This window comes from Nocardioides sp. TF02-7 (assembly GCF_022437945.1).
Taxonomy (GTDB): Bacteria; Actinomycetota; Actinomycetes; order Propionibacteriales; family Nocardioidaceae; genus Nocardioides.
In genome coordinates, this window is record NZ_CP092535.1 from 4,035,548 (window position 1) to 4,051,584 (window position 16,037).

Sequence of the window (16,037 nt, forward strand, 5' to 3'; positions counted from 1 at the left end):
CTCTAGTAGTCTTAGAACACGTTCTAGTTCTCGACCGAGGAGCGCGATGTCCATCGGGATCACCGACGAGCACGTCGAGCTCGCCGCCAGCACCCGCAAGTGGGCGGCCAGCCTCGCGCCGCTCACGGCGGTGCGCGCGGCGGAGGGCGACCCGGACGCCCGGTTCGACGACGTGTGGGGCGCGATCGAGGAGATGGGGGTCCACGCGATCGGCGTGCCCGAGGCCGCCGGGGGCGGCGGGGGCACGGTGCTCGACCAGGCGGTCGCGCTCGAGGCCTGCGCCCACGAGCTGCTGCCCGGGGGGCTGCTCGGCGCGGCCGTGGGCTCCCTGGTCCGCGGCGTCCCCGGACGGCACGCCGTGCAGGTGCGCCCCGGTGGTGCGGTGTGGGACGGCGGCGGGACGCTGGGGATCGACCTGAGCGCGCGGCACGCCGACGCCGACGCCGCAGCGACCGCCGCCACCGTCGGCCCGGGCTCGTCCGGCGGCGAGGCGGACCGGGTGCGGCTCACGGCCGTGACGCTCGCGGCCGCCGAGGCGTCCGGCGTGGCGCGGTGGTGTCTCGACACCGCCGTGGAGCATGCCAGGGTCCGGGAGCAGTTCGGCCGGCCGATCGGGTCGTTCCAGGCGGTCAAGCACCTGTGCGCGGAGATGCTCGAGACCGCCGAGGCCGTCACCGCGGCCGCCTGGGACGCGGCGTGCGCGGCCGACGGGCACACCGAGCAGTGGTCCTACGCCGTCGACGTCGCGCAGGCGGTCTGCTTCGACGGTGCCGTCGAGGTCGCGAAGTCGTGCATCCAGGTCCTCGGGGGCATCGGCTTCACGTTCGAGCACGACGCCCACCTCTACCTGCGGCGCGCCCTGTCGCTGCGGTCGCTGGTCGGACCCTCCGACGTGGCGGCCGCCCGGCTGACCGCGGCGGCCGTCGCCGGCGTACGCCGCCGGGTCGAGGTCGACCTCGGCGGGCACGACGAGCACGTGCGCCCGCAGGTCCGGGCCACGGTCGAGCGGGTGGCGGCGCTGCCCGACGAGGCGCGCCGCGCGGCGCTGGCCGAGGCCGGCTACCTGGCGCCGCACTGGCCCGCGCCCCACGGTCTCGGCGCGGACCCGGTGACCCAGCTGGTCATCGACCAGGAGCTCGCCCGCGCCGGGATCGAGCGGCCCGACCTCGTCATCGCGGGCTGGGCGCTGCCGACGATCCTGCAGCACGGCACCGACGCGCAGCGCGAGCGCTTCGTGCGGCCGTCGCTGCTCGGGGAGCTGTTGTGGTGCCAGCTCTTCTCCGAGCCCGGCTCGGGCTCCGACCTGGCGTCGCTGCGCACCCGGGCGACCCGGGTCGACGGCGGCTGGTCGTTGTCGGGGCAGAAGGTCTGGACGTCGATGGCCGAGCGTGCCGACTGGGCGATCTGCCTCGCCCGCACCGACCCCGACGTCCCGCAGCACCAGGGGATCACCTACTTCCTCGTCGACATGCGCTCGCCCGGCATCGAGGTGCGGCCGTTGCGCGAGATCACGGGGAGGCGCTCTTCAACGAGGTGTTCCTCGACGACGTCCTCGTGCCCGACGACTGCGTCGTCGGTCGGCCCGGTGACGGCTGGCGGCTCGCCCGCACGACCCTGGCCAACGAACGGGTGGCAATGGCGAGCGCGCGGCTCGGCAAGAGCGTCGAACGCGCGGTCGCCCTCGCCGCAGCCGGCCTCGAGCCGGTGGTGGCGGCACGGGTCGGCCACGCGGTCGCCCCTCTCGACCGTCTGCAGCCTCCTGGGCGTGCGGACCACGCTGCGCGCGCTCGGCGGCCACGGTCCCGGCGCGGAGTCGAGCGTGGCCAAGCTGCTCGGCGTCCGGAGCCGTCAGTCGGCCGCCGAGCTCGTCGTCGAGCTCCAGGGCGACGCGATCGCGACGGCCGGCGCGCCCGACCGCGACGACGAGGGCGTCGCCGCCGACGTGTGGGAGCTGCTCAACACCCGCTGCCTCTCGATCGCCGGCGGCACCACCCAGATCCTGCGCAACGTCGCAGGGGAGAGGATCCTCGGCCTGCCGCGCTGACCGGCCCCGCGGGTGCGGGGCCGGCCAACGCTCGGTCGGAGCGCCGGGTCAGTGGGCCGGGTCAGTGGGTCGGGACGACCGGGGCGCCGGCCGCGTGCACCTGCTTGGTCCGCGGCAGGAACAGCGCGGGCACCAGCACGACCGCCGTCATCACCGTCGCCACGAGGAACACGTCGCCGTAGGCGATCGCCGAGTCGACCGGCACCTGGGAGACCAGCTCGGCCGCCTGCTCGGGGGTGATGCCGAGCTCGGCCAGCACCGCTGCCTGCGCCTCCGGGTCGTCGCCGGCCGCCGCGAGCGCCTGCGCCGCCGGGTCCACCCGGTCCTTGATGCCGTTGGTCAGGAGCACTGCGAACACCGCCGTGCCGATCGAGGCCGCGACCTGCTGGACGATGTTCATCAGCGTCGAGCCGCGCGCGATCGTGTGCTCGCGGAGCGTGGCGAGCGCCGCGGTCATGATCGGCATCATCGTGCAGCCCATGCCGAGACCCATGATGAACAGGGCGCCGAGCAGGAACGGGTACGACGTCTCGTGGTCGAGCGTCGAGAACAGGCCCAGGCCGGCGGTGATCACGGCGATGCCGACCAGCACGATCTTGCCCGGCCCGATCCGGTCGACGAGCGCGCCTGCCACCGGCATCGTCAGCATCGCGCCGATGCCCTGCGGGGCCAGCAGCGCGCCGGCGGCGAGCGCGTCCTCGCCCCGGACCTGCTGGAAGTAGAGCGGGAACAGCAGGCCGGCGCCGAAGAAGGCGATCGCGAACAGCGACATCGCCACCACCGCCACGGTCATCGTGCGGTTGCGGAACAGGCGCAGGTCGACCAGCGGGTGCCGGTTGCGCCCGCTGAGCGCCCACGGCACGAACGCCGCCACCAGCAGCAGGCCGAGCACGGCCGGCAGCACGACCTCGGTGGTCCACCAGGTGCCGTGCTCCTCCTCGGCGGCCGGGATGGAGGAGATGCCGTAGAGGAACGCCGCGAGACCGGGCGAGAGCAGCAGGACGCCCAGCCAGTCGAAGGTCTCCGACGGCTCGACGTGGTCGCGCGGCAGCACCACGGCGGCGTAGACGATCGCCGCCAGGCCGATCGGCAGGTTGATGAGGAAGATCCAGTGCCAGCTGGCGGCGTCGATCAGCCAGCCGCCCAGGATGGGGCCGAAGATCGGGCCGAGCAGCATGGGGATGCCCATCACGGCCATCACCCGGCCGACCCGCTCGGGGCCGGCGGCCCGGGTGAGGATCGTCATGCCGAGCGGCATCAGCATGCCGCCGCCGAGGCCCTGCACGACCCGGAAGGCCACGAGCGTCGCCAGGCTGTCGGCGACCGCGCACAAGGCGGAGCCGACCGCGAACAGCAGCACCGCGAGCAGGTAGAGCCGCTTGGTGCCGAACCGGTCGGCAGCCCAGCCGGTCAACGGGATCACCGTCGCCAGCGCGAGCGTGTAGCCGGTCATGGTCCAGGCCACCTCGGCGGAGGTGGCGTCGAACTCGCGCTGGAAGGTCTCCAGGGCGACGGACACCACGGTGATGTCGAGGATGGACATGATCGCGCCGAGCACGACCACGCCTGCGGTCAGCAGGACGCCCTTGTCGAGCTTGTCGGGGGTCGCGGGGGAGTCGGGATGAGGAGGCGCCGAAGTCACCGGGCAACGGTAGTGAAGGCCACCGACGCCGGGCATCCGACTTTCGTCGGAACGAGGTGTGCTCTCGATCACCTGCCGCGCCGCGGGCGGCGGTCAGGAGGAGGCAGGCGTGCTCGTCTGCTCGCGCCGCCAGGTGTTCCAGTGCCAGTGCAGGTAGCGGTCGATCGCGTGGACGACGTGCTGCGACCGGATCGACGGGAAGACGTCGAACGCGTGCTGCGTGCCGGGCAGCTCGGCGTAGACCACCGTCCGCTTCGAGACCTCGCGCAGCCGGGCGACCAGCTGCCGGGCCTGGTCGACGCCGACGAGGGTGTCGACCGCGCCGTGGACGACGAAGAAGTCGGGCGCGTCGGCGGTGACCCGCAGCAGCGGCGACGCCGCCTCGTAGACCTCGGGCGCCTCGGCGTACGGCACCTGCATGACGTGCTTGGCGAGCAGGGTGTCCCGCATGACCTCGACGTGGCGGATGCCGCTGGCGCCCGCGAGGTCGTAGACGCCGTAGTGCGGGACGGCGACCTGGACGGAGGTGTCCGCGTCCTCGAACCCGGGCTGGAGAGCCGGGTCGTTCGGAGTCAGCGCGGCGAGGGCGGCGAGGTGGCCGCCGGCGGAGCCGCCGGTGATCGCGAGGTAGTCGGGGTCGCCGCCGTGGTCGGCGATGTTGTCCTTGACCCAGGCGATCGCCCGCTTGACGTCCTCGATCTGCGCCGGCCAGGGATCGCGCGGTGCGAGCCGGTAGTTGACGGCGACGCAGACCCAGCCCCTTGGCGGCCAGGTGCTGCATGAGGGGAGGCCCTGCTCCTCCTTCCTGCTGGTCACCCAGGCGCCGCCGTGCACCTGGAGCAGGACCGGCGCGCCTGAGGTGGGCGTCCGGTCGGAGGTGTAGACGTCGAGCATGCCGCGCCTGCCCCAGGGCGCGTAGGGAGATGTCCTTGCGCACGGTCACCCCCAGCCGGCGGGCCGAGCGGCGGAAGGCGAACGGGTTCGCGACGCTGCGCAGCGGCACGGCGAGGTCGGCCGGCGTCGGCTTGGCGTCGAGCTGCTCGACGTAGTCGACGCCGAGGCCCTCGACCAGGCTCCGCTCGGCCACGTCGACCGCCCGGCGGCTCTGCGCGACCAAGTAGCCGAGGCCGGCGATGCTCAGTCCCGCCAGCGCGAGTCCGGGCACGTCGCGCCGCCGGCCGACCGCGTGGGCCGCGGCGTCGGCGACCGTGAGGCCGAGGACCTGCGGCGCCAGCTCGCCGGTCAGCCACCCGGCGACGAACGCCGGGATGCCGCTCCGCGGACCGTTGAGCGGCCGGATCGCGTTGGCGGTCAGCGCCGCGGTCACGGCCTGGCGTGCGAGGAAGCCCTTGCCCATGCGACGAAGGCTAACGACCAGCCACCGACGCGCCCGCTGCGGTCCGTTCTAGAACACGTTACAGTTCTGGGCGTGGACGCGGACACGATCAGCGCGGTGCGGTCGGTCGTCACCGAGGTGCTCGACCGAGGGGGCGACTGGGAGGCGTGGCAGGCAGCCGGGCTGACGGCGCTGCCCGTTCCCGAGGACCTCGGTGGCGACGGGCTCGGCCTCGAGGCGGTCGCCGTGCTGCTGCGCGAGGCCGGCCGCCGGGCCGCCCGGCTGCCGGCCTGGGAGACCCTCTGCTGCGCCGCCCTCACGCTCGCCGCGCACGGCACGGAGGCCCAGCGCAACGAGCTCCTGCCGGCCGTCGTCGACGGCGCCGTGCTCACGCCCGCGCTGCGCGACGTGCGCGGTGCGGCCACGACGTGGTCCGACGGCGCCGTGAGCGGCTGCAAGACCGCGGTCTCCTACGCCGACACCGCCGCCCGGCTCCTCGTCACCGCCCGCGCCGGCGACCGCGAGGTCGTCGCCGTCGTCGACCCGCACGGCCCCGGCGTGACGCTGCTGCCGGCCAGCTCGGCGTCGAACACGCCCATCTTCACCGTGGTGCTCGACGGCGCCCCGGCCGAGCCGCTCGAGGACGGCGCCGCCGCCCACCTGGCCGACGTCGCCCGGGCCGGTCTCGCCGTCACGGCGGCCGGCGTGCTCGCCGGCGCCCGCGACCTCACCGCCGGCTACGTCAAGGAGCGCCGTCAGTTCGGCCGCGCTCTCGCGGAGTTCCAGGCCGTGTCCCTGCAGATGGCCGACGTCTACGTCGTCAGCCGGACCCTCGACCTCGCCGCCGACAACGCCGTGTGGCGCGTCGCCGGTGGCCTCCCGGCGACCGACGACCTCGCGGTCGCGGCGTACTGGGCCAGCCAGGTCGCTCCGGTCGCCTTCCGCACCTGCCACCACCTGCACGGCGGGATGGGCGTCGACGTGACCTACCCGCTCGTCGGCTACACCACCTGGGGCACCGACCTCGCGCACGCGCTCGACACGACGGCCGCGCAGGTGCCGGTCGAGGACCCTGCGTCGAAGAACCTCGAGCTGACCGAGGACCAGCGGGCGCTCAAGGCGCGGCTGCGCGACTACTTCGGCGGCGTGGCCGAGGAGTTCCACGACATCGCCGACCCCGACCCGACCGGTGCCTGGGACCGGCACGGCCCGACGTACCAGAAGCTCGTCAAGCGGCTCGGCGACGACGGCTGGATGGGCGTCGGCTGGCCGACGGAGTACGGCGGCCACGGGCTCGGCGAGGTGGAGCAGACGATCTTCGCCAACGAGGCGCAGTACGCCGACGTGCACCTGCCCGCCGTCACGCTGCAGACCGTCGGACCGACGCTCATCCGGCACGGGACCGAGAAGCAGAAGGCGATGTTCCTCCCACGCATCCTCGCCGGCGACGTGCACTTCGCGATCGGCTACAGCGAGCCCGACGCCGGCACCGACCTCGCCTCGCTGCGCACCACGGCGCGGCGCGACGGCGACCACTACGTCGTGAACGGCCAGAAGCTGTGGACCACCGGCGGCCACCAGGCCGACTACGTGTGGCTGGCCTGCCGCACCGACCCCGACGCCCCCAAGCACAAGGGGGATCTCGATCCTGATCGTCGACACCACCGACCCCGGCTACAGCTGGACACCGATCATCACCGCCGACGGCTCGCACCACGTCAACGCGACGTACTTCAACGACGTGCGGGTGCCGGTCGACATGCTCGTCGGCGAGGAGAACCAGGGGTGGCGGCTGATCACCACGCAGCTCAACCACGAGCGGGTGATGCTCGGGCCGGCCGGCCGCATCGAGGGCCTGCGCGACCGCGTCGTGCGGTGGGCCGACGCGGCCGGCGTGCGCGACGAGCCGGACGTCCGCGGCCTGCTCGGCCGGGCGACCGCCGTCGTCCGGGTCAACGAGCTCCTCAACTGGGCGGTCGCGCGCGCCGGCGCGGCGGGCGACCTCGACGTCGCCGACGCCTCGTCGACCAAGGTGTTCGCCTCCGACCAGGTGCAGCACCTGCTGGCCGACCTGATCGCGCTCGTGCACCGCCACGGCGACCCGGGGGAGCCGGCGACCAAGGAGCTGCTCGACTACCTCGACGCCCAGGCCAAGCGCAACCTCGTCCTCACCTTCGGCGGCGGGGTCCAGGAGGTCCAGCGCGAGCTGATCGCGATGTTCGGCCTCGGCCTGCCGAGGGTGCCGCGGTGAGCGCGGCGGACCCCGTGGTCGAGCTCGTCGAGGCCGAGCGGCACGCGCGCATCATGGCCGAGGCCGAGCGGATCAGCGCGCTCGGCGAGGCGTCGGAGACGGTCGCGCCGTACCCCGTCAACCAGCCGACGATCGGAACCTGGCTGGACGCGATCGGCTACGACAACGAACGCTTCCGCAACGGCGAGGCGCCGCCCTCGATGGCGCAGGTGTGGACCATGCCCGGCCTCGGCCGGCGACGACCGGACGACGACCCGCTGCACGCGATGATGGAGGTCCTCACGCACGAGGGCTTCACCGCGGTGCTCGGCACCAACTGCGAGCAGACCTACGAGCGCTACCTCCGGGTCGGCGAGCACCCGCGGGTCACCACCGCGCTCGACGCGGTCGTCGGACCGAAGCGGACCGCGATGGGCGTGGGCTACTTCGTCACGTCCCGCAACCGCTGGTACGTCGACCACGCCGACGGCACGAGCGAGCTGGTGGCGACCATGCTCTTCCGCGTCCTCAAGTTCGTCCCGGGGAGCGCCGATGATCCGGCCGGTGGTCAACCGCGACTCGGCGTACTTCTGGGAGGGCACGCAGAAGGGCGAGCTGCGGGTCCAGACCTGCAACGCGTGCGGAGTGCTGCGGCACCCGCCCGGACCGGCCTGCCCCGACTGCGGCGCGCTCGACCGGGGCTACGTCGTCGCCTCGGGGCTCGGCACCGTCTTCTCCTACGTCGTCCACCGCCATCCACCGGTGCCGGGAAAGGACCTGCCGATCGTCATCGCGCTGGTCGACCTCGACGAAGGAGTGCGGATGGTGGGCGAGGTGGCCGGGGTCGCGGACCAGGACGACGTGGCGATCGAGATCGGGATGCGGCTGCGGGTCGACTTCGACAGGGTCGACGACGAGCTGACCCTTCCGGTGTGGAGGCGAGCATGAGGACCTTGGCGGCCGGGCAGCAGGTGCCCGCGTGGAGCCTGCCGTTGACCCCCCACGACGATCGTCAGCAGCGCGATCGCGACGCGGGACTGGCAGGACGTGCACCACGACCGCGACGCCGCGCAGGCGGCGGGGTCGAAGGACGTCTTCATGAACATCCTCACGACCAACGGGCTGGTCGAGAAGTTCGTCAGCGACTGGGTCGGGCACGACTGCCGGCTCCGGGGCATCGCGATCCGGCTCGGCGCGCCGGCGTACCCCTACGACACGCTCACATTCACCGGCACCGTCACCGACGTCGCCGACGACGTGGCGACGATCGAGGTCGTCGGGACGGTGTCGCTCGGTGCCCACGTGACCGGCACGGTGCGGGTGGCGGTGTGAACGGCGTGAGCGGGCTCAGCGGGAAGGCGGCGATCGTCGGCATCGGCGCGACCGAGTTCTCCAAGGAGTCCGGCCGGTCCGAGCTGCAGCTGTCGGTCGAGGCCGTGCAGCACGCGCTGGCCGACTGCGGCCTGACGCCCGCCGACGTCGACGGGCTGACGACGTTCACGATGGACACGTCCTCGGAGATCGCGGTCGCCCGCGAGCTCGGCATCCCGGAGCTGCGGTTCTTCAGCCGCATCAACTACGGGGGCGGCGCCGCCTGCGCCACCGTGCAGCAGGCAGCGATGGCGGTCGCCACCGGGGTCGCCGACGTCGTCGTCGCCTACCGCGGGTTCAACGAGCGCTCCGGCTCCCGCTTCGGGCAGGTCTCCGTCGCCGCCGCCACGCAGGTCAACACCAACGGCCTCGACAACGCCTGGACCTACCCGATGGGGCTCGGTACCCCCGCCGCGACCGTCGCGATGCAGGCCCGCCGCTACATGCACGACCACGGCGCCACCTCGGAGGACTTCGGGCGCGTCGCCGTCGCCGACCGACGGCACGCCGCGACCAACCCGGCCGCGTTCTTCTACGGCAGGCCGATCTCGCTCAAGGACCACCAGGCCTCACGCATGATCGTCGACCCCCTCCACCTGCTCGACTGCTGCCAGGAGAGCGACGGGGCGGTGGCGCTCGTCGTGACGTCCCCGGAACGGGCGCGCGACCTGGCCCAGCTGCCGGCGTACGTCGCCGCGGCCGCGCAGGGCTCCGGGCGCGACCAGTTCGTGATGACCTCCTACTACCGCGACGACATCGGCATCCCGGAGATGGGCGTCGTCGCCCGCGAGCTGTGGCGCCAGTCGGGGCTCGGCCCGGCCGACATCCCGACGGCCGTGCTCTACGACCACTTCACGCCGTACGTGCTGATGCAGCTGGAGGAGCTCGGCTTCTGCGGGCGCGGCGAGGCGCCGGACTTCGTCAAGGACGGCGCGATCGAGATCGGCGGGCGGCTGCCCCTCAACACCCACGGCGGTCAGCTCGGCGAGGCCTACATCCATGGCATGAACGGCGTCGCCGAGGCGGTGCGCCAGATCCGCGGCGTGTCGGTCAACCAGGTGCCGGACGCCCACCACGTGCTGGTCACCGCGGGCACCGGCGTGCCGACCAGCGGGCTGGTGCTCGCCGCCGACGCCTGAGCCGTGCCCGACCGCAGCCGGGGTCAGTCGACCCAGTGGTTGTCGTGCTCGGCCATGAACGCGTCGTACTGCTCCTGCGACCACTCCTCGCCCTCGGCGCGGGCGGCCAGCCCCTCGAAGTAGGCCTCCCGCGGCGCGCCGGGCGCGAAGTGCAGCAGCATCGACGCCGGCGCGCCGGACTCGTTGCGGAACCCGTGCAGGCCGCCGGGCGGCACGTGCAGGAAGTCGCCGGGCCGGGTGGTCACCCAGGCGCGGCCGTCGTAGACGCTCACCTCGCCGGTGAGGATGTAGAACGACTCCGAGATCGTGCGGTGGAAGTGCGCGCCGGGCCCGCTGACGGCTTCGGAGAACTCCCAGCGGTAGAGGCCGAACAGGCCGCCGGTGCCGTGACCGGTGGCCAGGTAGGTGACGCGGTTGCCGTTGGGGTAGACGAGGTCGGGCTCGGCGCCGGCCGGCTTGATGGTCGCCGACACCTCGCCGCGGTCGCCGTCGTAGAGCGGGGGCGGGTAGGACATGCCTCACCGTACGACGCCCGGGCGCGAGGCCGACCGCCTCGTCGCCGCCGGCGCCACCGACCTCGGCGAGCGTGGCGGCGCCGGCTTCCGCTGGATCACGCTGGCCGACCCGCCTGGGGATATGGACATCGCGTGCACTTCGACGTACGGTGGAAGTGGACGAGCAGTTCATATTCGGAGGTGGGTGTCATGGACGACGTCAGGCCGCCGGGTCACCGCCCGGTCATCCAGGTCGACGCAGGGGTGGCCCGATGATGCGAGGCGCAGCGCCGGCGATCTCGCTCGCGCTGGTCCTGGCCGCCTGCTCGAGCGAGGCGGACCGACCGGAGGCGACGACCCACCGGGCGACACCGACGACCGGTCCGCACGCGGGTGATGCACCGGCCGGGCCGATGGCGGCCCTGGGCGAACCGGTCGAGCTCACGACCGGGCTGACCTCGCCCTGGGGGCTGACCTTCCTCCCGGACGGGTCGGCCCTGGTCTCCGAGCGCCTGACGGGCCGGATCCTCCGGGTTCCCGCCGAGGGTGGCGACGCGACCGTCGTGGGGGAGGTGCCCGACGTCGCCGTCAGCTCGGAGGGCGGTCTGCTGGGCATCGTCGCGTCACCCGAGTTCGCCACCGACCGGACCGTGTTCGCGTCCGTCTCGGGCGAGGACCAGAATCGCGTCGTGGCGCTCACCATCGCCGACGACCTCGGCTCCCCTCACCGTCGACCGGGTGCTGCTCGACGGCATCCAGACCGCGGACCGGCACCACGGCGGTCGCCTCGCGATCGGCCCTGACGGCCACCTCTGGATCGGCACGGGCGACGCGTTCGAGCCGGAGAACGCCGCGACCGACGACTCCCTCAACGGCAAGATCCTCCGCATCGCCCTCGACGGGTCGGTGCCCGAGGACAACCCCGGCGACTCGCCGATCTACTCCAGCGGGCACCGCAACGTCCAGGGCATCGCCTTTGGACCCGACGGCACGGCGTACGCCTCCGAGCTCGGCCACCGCACGTGGGACGAGGTCAACGTGCTCCGGGCCGGCGCCGACTACGGCTGGCCCGAGACCGAGGGCATCGCGGGCTCGACGGGCGAGCCCCCCATCGCCACCATCCACCCCGACGAGGCCAGCCCGTCGGGCGTCGCCTACGCCGCGGGGTCGCTGTGGATCGGTGCACTCGGCGGTCAGCGGCTGTGGCAGCTCCCCGTGGAGGGCGGCGCCGCCACCGCCGACCCCGTCGACCACCTGGTGGGGGAGTACGGCCGGATCCGCACCGTCGAGGTCGCCCCGGACGGTGCCCTCTGGCTCGTCACCTCCAACACCGACGGCGCCACCTGGGGCGGCACCGACGCCCGGCCCGAGGACGACCGCATCCTGCGCGTCGAGGTCGTCCAGCCATGACCGAGAGCACCCCCGCCGCGGCAGGGGCCGGCGACCCGCGGACGAGGTGCGGGCCGACGCACTGGCGGCGACGGGACGCATCCTGCTCCACGACGGCTTGTCGGCGGTGACGTTCGACCGGGTCTCCGCGCAGGCCGGCGTCAGCAAGACCACCCTCTACAAGTGGTGGCCGTCGCCGGGCGCCCTCGCAGCCGAGGCGTACTTCGCGCAGAGCCGGCGTGTCCTGGAATTCCCCGACACCGGCGACCTGCGCGCCGACCTGGTCACCCAGCTCCGCTCGTTCGTCCGGTGGCTGAAGGAGGAGGGGGCCGAGAAGCCGGTCGCCGAGCTGATCGGCGCCGCGCAGCTCGACCCGAGCGTCGCCGAGGCGTGGTCGCAGAGCTACGGCCTTCCCCGCCGCGAGCTCGCTCGCGAGCGGCTCCGGATCGCCCGGGACAACGGCGAGCTCCGCGACGACGCCGACCTCGACGTGATCGTCGACCAGCTCTGGGGCGCGTGCTACCACCGGCTGCTCGTCCTGCGGGTGCCGTTCGACGAGTCGATCGTCGAGCGCCTGGTCGACCACGCGCTCGACGGCGCCCGTCCCCGGCCCTGACGGCCTGTTCGAGCGGCGGCTGAGGAGGGACGAGGAGACGCAGTTGCTCGCCGCGGTGGTCGCGGCGGTTGGCTGGTTGCTCCGACCGGTTGCCAAGCCGCTTGGGGTCGTCGTTCTGTGGTCGCCGTCGAGAGGGGTAGGACGAGGGGTTGCGCGCCACGGTCGGCCGGCGACGCCGAGGGTGGCAGAGAGGTGCTCGGCCCACTTGCCGTCCACAGCGCCGGATGAGCTGATTCCTTGTCCACAGGCGGGTTCTGGACATCGGGCGTTGTCGGTGGCGACGTGTTGACTAGGTCTCATGGAACTCGGGATCGACGCACCGGAGAGGACGCTCACGCACGAGCTCCTCGACGGCATCGCCGAGACCCACCACACCCTCGCGGAGCTGGAGCTGGCCAAGGTCCAGCAGGTCGCGCACTGGGCCAACCTCAACACCATCAGCTCCGCTGAGGGCGCGGCGACGTTGACCGAGCGCGGGCTCGACACCGGCCTCCCTGTCGCGGGTGAGGGGGCGCCGTTGATCAGTGACTTCGCGATCATCGAGCTCGCCCCGATCCTCGGCCGCTCCCTGGACTCCGCCCGCTCCTACGTGGGCTGCGTCGTGGAGCTGAGCCACCGCCTGCCGAACATCTGGGCCAAGGCCGAGGAAGGGCTGGTCCCGGTGTGGAAGGCGCTGCGGATCGCCGACCAGACCCGCCTCCTCAACCACGAAGCGGTCGGGTTCGTGGACCACCACCTCGCTCCGTTCGTGGCGGGGTGTTCGTGGGCGCAGATCGACCGGCTCGTCGAGGAGGCGATCACCCGGTTCCAGCCCGACCTCGCCGAAGCCCGCCGCCGGCGCGCGGAGGAGACGCGACGGTTCGACATCGACCTCGACCACGCCGGCACCGACGGCGTCGTGGCCGTTGACGGGGTCCTCGACACCGCCGACGCCCTCGACCTCGAACGCGCGGTCAGCACCAAGGCCAGGGAGCTCGCCGGCCTGGGTGATGAGGACTCCCTCGACGTGCGTCGGGCGAAGGCCGTGGGCGAGATCGCCCGCGACCAGCTCACCCTCGACCTCACCACCCTGGACTCCGACGAGGAAGAGACGGGCCGACCGAGCGCGAGCACGGGACGTGGGGTCGAGCTGTTCGTCCACCTCACCGACACCGCCCTGACCGATGACGCGGTCGCCGACGAGGGTGCCTGCGTCGGCCGACTGCAGAACCTGCAGGTCCCGATCACCGTCGAGCAGATCCGTGCCTGGTGTGGTGCGGCGGGGCGGATCATCGTCCGCCCGGTCCTCGACCTCGCCGGTTGTGAGCCGATCGAGGCCTACGAGGTCCCCGACCGCCACCGCAGGATCGTCGTGCAGCGCGACCACCACTGCGTGTTCCCCGGCTGCACCAAGCGCGCCGAACGCTGCGACGTCGACCACATCGTCCCCCACGCCCAGGGCGGGGTGACGTGTCCGTGCAACGAAGCCGCCCTGTGCCGCGGTCATCATCGGGCCAAGACCCATGCCGGCTGGAGCTACGAACGCCTCGCCCCGACGGTCTACCTGTGGACCAGCCCCTCCCAGCACCGCTACCTCGTCACCGCCGCCGGCACCCGGGCACTCGATCCCGACGACGGCGAGCCCGGCGCCGACCCACCCGAGCTGTAGCGCCCGTGCCCCGCACCCCGCCCCAACCGGCGGGGCCAACGGCATGCCCAGGCACCGCCTCGGCGGCCTAACTGGGTGCGTCCAAGATTGGCGGCAAGGCGCCGGTCCTCGTCAACGGAACGGGTAGCGATGAGCGGTCACTCGGTCAGATCATGACGGAGGCGCCGTGACGCCCCGCGGAAGGCGCGACGGCGATCGTGTCGAGTTCCCCGAGTTCAAGATCGATCGGATCGCGACTGGGACCGGTGCCAACGAAGCCAATGACCGACCCGCCGCTTTCCGCTAGACGACAGGTAGCGGTGGATCACCGTCACCGAGTGACGCGATCAACCGCACAACCCCTCGCTCCTGCCCCGGCCACCGAACGTCGACCGCAAGCGACCGGGCACCCGGTCGGAGCCATCGGCCAGCCGCCGCGACCACCGCTCGGGGATACTCCTCTCGTGTCCCCGACCGTCGTCGCCATCCACGTCGCGAAGGGGCGGCGGCTGCCGATGCAGGCGAAGGAGCGGGTGAACGTCGAGGCGGGGAAGGGGATCGTGGGGGGACCGCTACCACGGGACGAAGCACCGCCACGTCACCGTGCAGAGCCGGGAGGACCTCGACGAGGCCGCGGCGGTGTTCGGGGCGGAGGTGCCGAGCCACCTGACGCGACGCAACGTGACGCTCAGCCACGGATCGGTGCCGCGCGACCCCGGGACCCGGCTCCGGATCGGCGACGTGCTGCTCGAGGTCGTGCGGGTGGCGGCTCTGTGCAAGCTGCTCGACGACACCATCGGAGCCGGCGCGCAGGAGGCGCTGCGGCGCCGCGGCGGCACCGTGTTCCGGGTGCTCGAGGGCGGGACGATCGCGGTCGGTGACGAGGTGGTTCAGGAGGGGGAGCCGGCCGAGCACGTAGCCGCGCTCGGTCGACTCGCCGCGAGCGGCGACCGGGCTGCGGCGATACCACTCGACGTCGGCGAGGCCGGCCTGCGCGAACAGCGCGGCGACGTCCGCCGGCTCGTGGTGCACGACGTCGAGGTCGACGTCCACGCCGAACAGCTCGTCGTGGTGCTGCACCTCGCGGCCCGCGTGACCGGCGTAGACCAGCCAGCCGCCCGGCCGCAGCGGCCGCACCAGCGCCGCGAGCGTCTCGGGCAGCTCGGCCGGGGGCGTGTGCACGAGGGAGTACCACGCGAGCACCGCACCCCAGCCGTCCGCGGCCGGCGGCCGCATCAGGCGGCGCAGGTCGCCCACGTCGTACGTCGCGTGCGGGAACCGTCGCCGTGCCTCCTCGACCATCGCCGGCACCAGGTCGAGGCCGGTCGCCGTCGCTCCCCGGCCGGCGAGGTACGCCGTGACGTGGCCGGGGCCGCAGCCGACCTCGACCATCGGGGCGCCGTCGGCGAGCCCGACCACGCGGTCGAGCAGCCACCGCTCCATGGGCAGCGCGTCCAGCTCGTCGACGAGGGCGTCGGCGTAGGCGACGGCGGCGTCGGCGTACGCCGTCCGCACCTGCTCGTCGCGCCGCGCCGGGTCGATGTCGACCGCGGGCGTGGCCGACTCGCCCGCGGTGGAGCCCGGTGTCTCACCGAGGAGGTGGACCCAGCGGGGGTCGCGCTCGCCGGCCCGGCGCGGCAGCTGCCGCACCAGCGGCGGCGACGCCGACGCCATCCGCTCGAGACAGGTCTCGACGTCGCCGCGGTCGGCGAAGGGGTGCAGCCGCTCGGAGCGGGTGCGCAGCTCGCCGGCGGCCTGCGGGCCCCGGAGCAGCAGCACGGTCAGCAACGCGCGCTCGTCCTCGGCGAGGTCGAGCAGCTCGGCGACCACCTGGTGGTACTTCAGGGTCCGCGGTCCGCGGTCGGCCCACACGATCCGCAGCAGGCCGCGCTCCTTGAGGTCGCGGCACGTCTGCTCGACGAGCGCGTCGTCGTAGGAGACCACGGGATCGCGGCTCGACGACTGGTTGCAGGCCGTCCGGAGGGCGTTGAGCGTGAGCGGGTACGACGCCGGCACGGTCCGCTCCTTCTCGAGGAGCGAGCCCAGGATCCGCTGGTCGACGGCGCTCAGCACAGGCAGCTGGGTCACGCGCCGAGCGTAGTGGGGCCGGCGGGGGAGAACCGGTTGCACTCCTCCCATGTGGGTAGTC

The 16,037-nt window shown here is 73.2% G+C and carries 10 protein-coding genes and 3 pseudogenes; 9 read left to right on the plus strand and 4 right to left on the minus strand.

The window, feature by feature from the left end; translation table 11 throughout:
* Positions 1–46 precede the first annotated feature (46 nt).
* Entirely contained in the window at positions 47–2,044 is a 1,998-nt protein-coding gene (locus tag MF408_RS20910; RefSeq protein WP_240249265.1) for an acyl-CoA dehydrogenase family protein, read from the plus strand.
* A gap of 61 nt (positions 2,045–2,105) precedes the next feature.
* Here MF408_RS20910 and MF408_RS20915 read toward each other — a convergent pair whose 3' ends face one another.
* Complete coding sequence (locus tag MF408_RS20915; protein ID WP_345893784.1) at positions 2,106–3,758, minus strand: DHA2 family efflux MFS transporter permease subunit; 1,653 nt, start codon at positions 3,756–3,758, stop codon at positions 2,106–2,108.
* Positions 3,759–3,779: 21 nt separating this feature from the next.
* Complete coding sequence (locus MF408_RS20920; RefSeq protein WP_240249266.1) at positions 3,780–4,580, minus strand: alpha/beta hydrolase; 801 nt, start codon at positions 4,578–4,580, stop codon at positions 3,780–3,782.
* A 580-nt stretch (positions 4,581–5,160) separates the two neighbouring features.
* On the opposite strand from MF408_RS20920, the pseudogene MF408_RS20925 reads away from it, so the two are divergent.
* The 5 genes and pseudogenes from MF408_RS20925 to MF408_RS20945 form a co-directional block, all read left to right on the plus strand.
* Positions 5,161–6,594 (plus strand): annotated as a pseudogene (locus MF408_RS20925) (acyl-CoA dehydrogenase); the annotation flags it as partial.
* 253 nt (positions 6,595–6,847) lie between these two features.
* Complete coding sequence (locus MF408_RS20930; protein ID WP_240252091.1) at positions 6,848–7,273, plus strand: acyl-CoA dehydrogenase family protein; 426 nt, start codon at positions 6,848–6,850, stop codon at positions 7,271–7,273.
* A gap of 531 nt (positions 7,274–7,804) precedes the next feature.
* The gene (locus tag MF408_RS20935) at positions 7,805–8,200 is read left to right on the plus strand and encodes an OB-fold domain-containing protein (RefSeq protein ID WP_240252092.1); all 396 of its coding nucleotides are present in this window, start codon (positions 7,805–7,807) and stop codon (positions 8,198–8,200) included.
* 99 nt (positions 8,201–8,299) lie between these two features.
* Positions 8,300–8,584: a MaoC/PaaZ C-terminal domain-containing protein gene (locus tag MF408_RS20940; protein ID WP_275693508.1), complete on the plus strand. Its 285-nt coding sequence runs from the start codon at positions 8,300–8,302 to the stop codon at positions 8,582–8,584.
* Between the two features lie 23 nt (positions 8,585–8,607).
* Positions 8,608–9,762 (plus strand): annotated as a pseudogene (locus MF408_RS20945) (lipid-transfer protein); the annotation flags it as partial.
* A 23-nt stretch (positions 9,763–9,785) separates the two neighbouring features.
* Here MF408_RS20945 and MF408_RS20950 read toward each other — a convergent pair.
* Entirely contained in the window at positions 9,786–10,277 is a 492-nt protein-coding gene (locus MF408_RS20950) for a cupin domain-containing protein (RefSeq protein ID WP_240249268.1), read from the minus strand.
* A gap of 392 nt (positions 10,278–10,669) precedes the next feature.
* Between MF408_RS20950 and MF408_RS20955 the strand changes: the two are divergent.
* From MF408_RS20955 to MF408_RS20965, 3 genes and pseudogenes are all read left to right on the plus strand, one after another.
* Positions 10,670–11,666, plus strand: a pseudogene (locus MF408_RS20955) (PQQ-dependent sugar dehydrogenase).
* A 46-nt stretch (positions 11,667–11,712) separates the two neighbouring features.
* Positions 11,713–12,261, plus strand: a complete 549-nt coding sequence (locus MF408_RS20960; RefSeq protein WP_240249269.1) for a TetR/AcrR family transcriptional regulator — start codon at positions 11,713–11,715, stop codon at positions 12,259–12,261.
* Positions 12,262–12,559: 298 nt separating this feature from the next.
* Positions 12,560–13,909, plus strand: coding sequence for an HNH endonuclease signature motif containing protein (locus MF408_RS20965; RefSeq protein WP_240249270.1), 1,350 nt, complete (start codon positions 12,560–12,562; stop codon positions 13,907–13,909).
* Between the two features lie 282 nt (positions 13,910–14,191).
* Here the strand turns inward: MF408_RS20965 and MF408_RS20970 are convergent, their stop codons facing one another.
* Positions 14,192–15,976 (minus strand): DUF480 domain-containing protein, encoded by a 1,785-nt coding sequence (locus MF408_RS20970; RefSeq protein ID WP_240249271.1) that lies wholly within the window; start codon positions 15,974–15,976, stop codon positions 14,192–14,194.
* Positions 15,977–16,037: the final 61 nt, after the last annotated feature.

Coding starts and splice junctions, on each gene's coding strand:
- MF408_RS20950 (WP_240249268.1), bottom strand. CDS start 10,277: ATGTCCTACCCGCCCCCGCTCTACGACGGCGACCGCGGCGAGGTGTCG.
- MF408_RS20920 (WP_240249266.1), bottom strand. CDS start 4,580: ATGCTCGACGTCTACACCTCCGACCGGACGCCCACCTCAGGCGCGCCG.
- MF408_RS20965 (WP_240249270.1), top strand. CDS start 12,560: ATGGAACTCGGGATCGACGCACCGGAGAGGACGCTCACGCACGAGCTC.
- MF408_RS20935 (WP_240252092.1), top strand. CDS start 7,805: ATGATCCGGCCGGTGGTCAACCGCGACTCGGCGTACTTCTGGGAGGGC.
- MF408_RS20910 (WP_240249265.1), top strand. CDS start 47: ATGTCCATCGGGATCACCGACGAGCACGTCGAGCTCGCCGCCAGCACC.
- MF408_RS20930 (WP_240252091.1), top strand. CDS start 6,848: ATGCTCGGGCCGGCCGGCCGCATCGAGGGCCTGCGCGACCGCGTCGTG.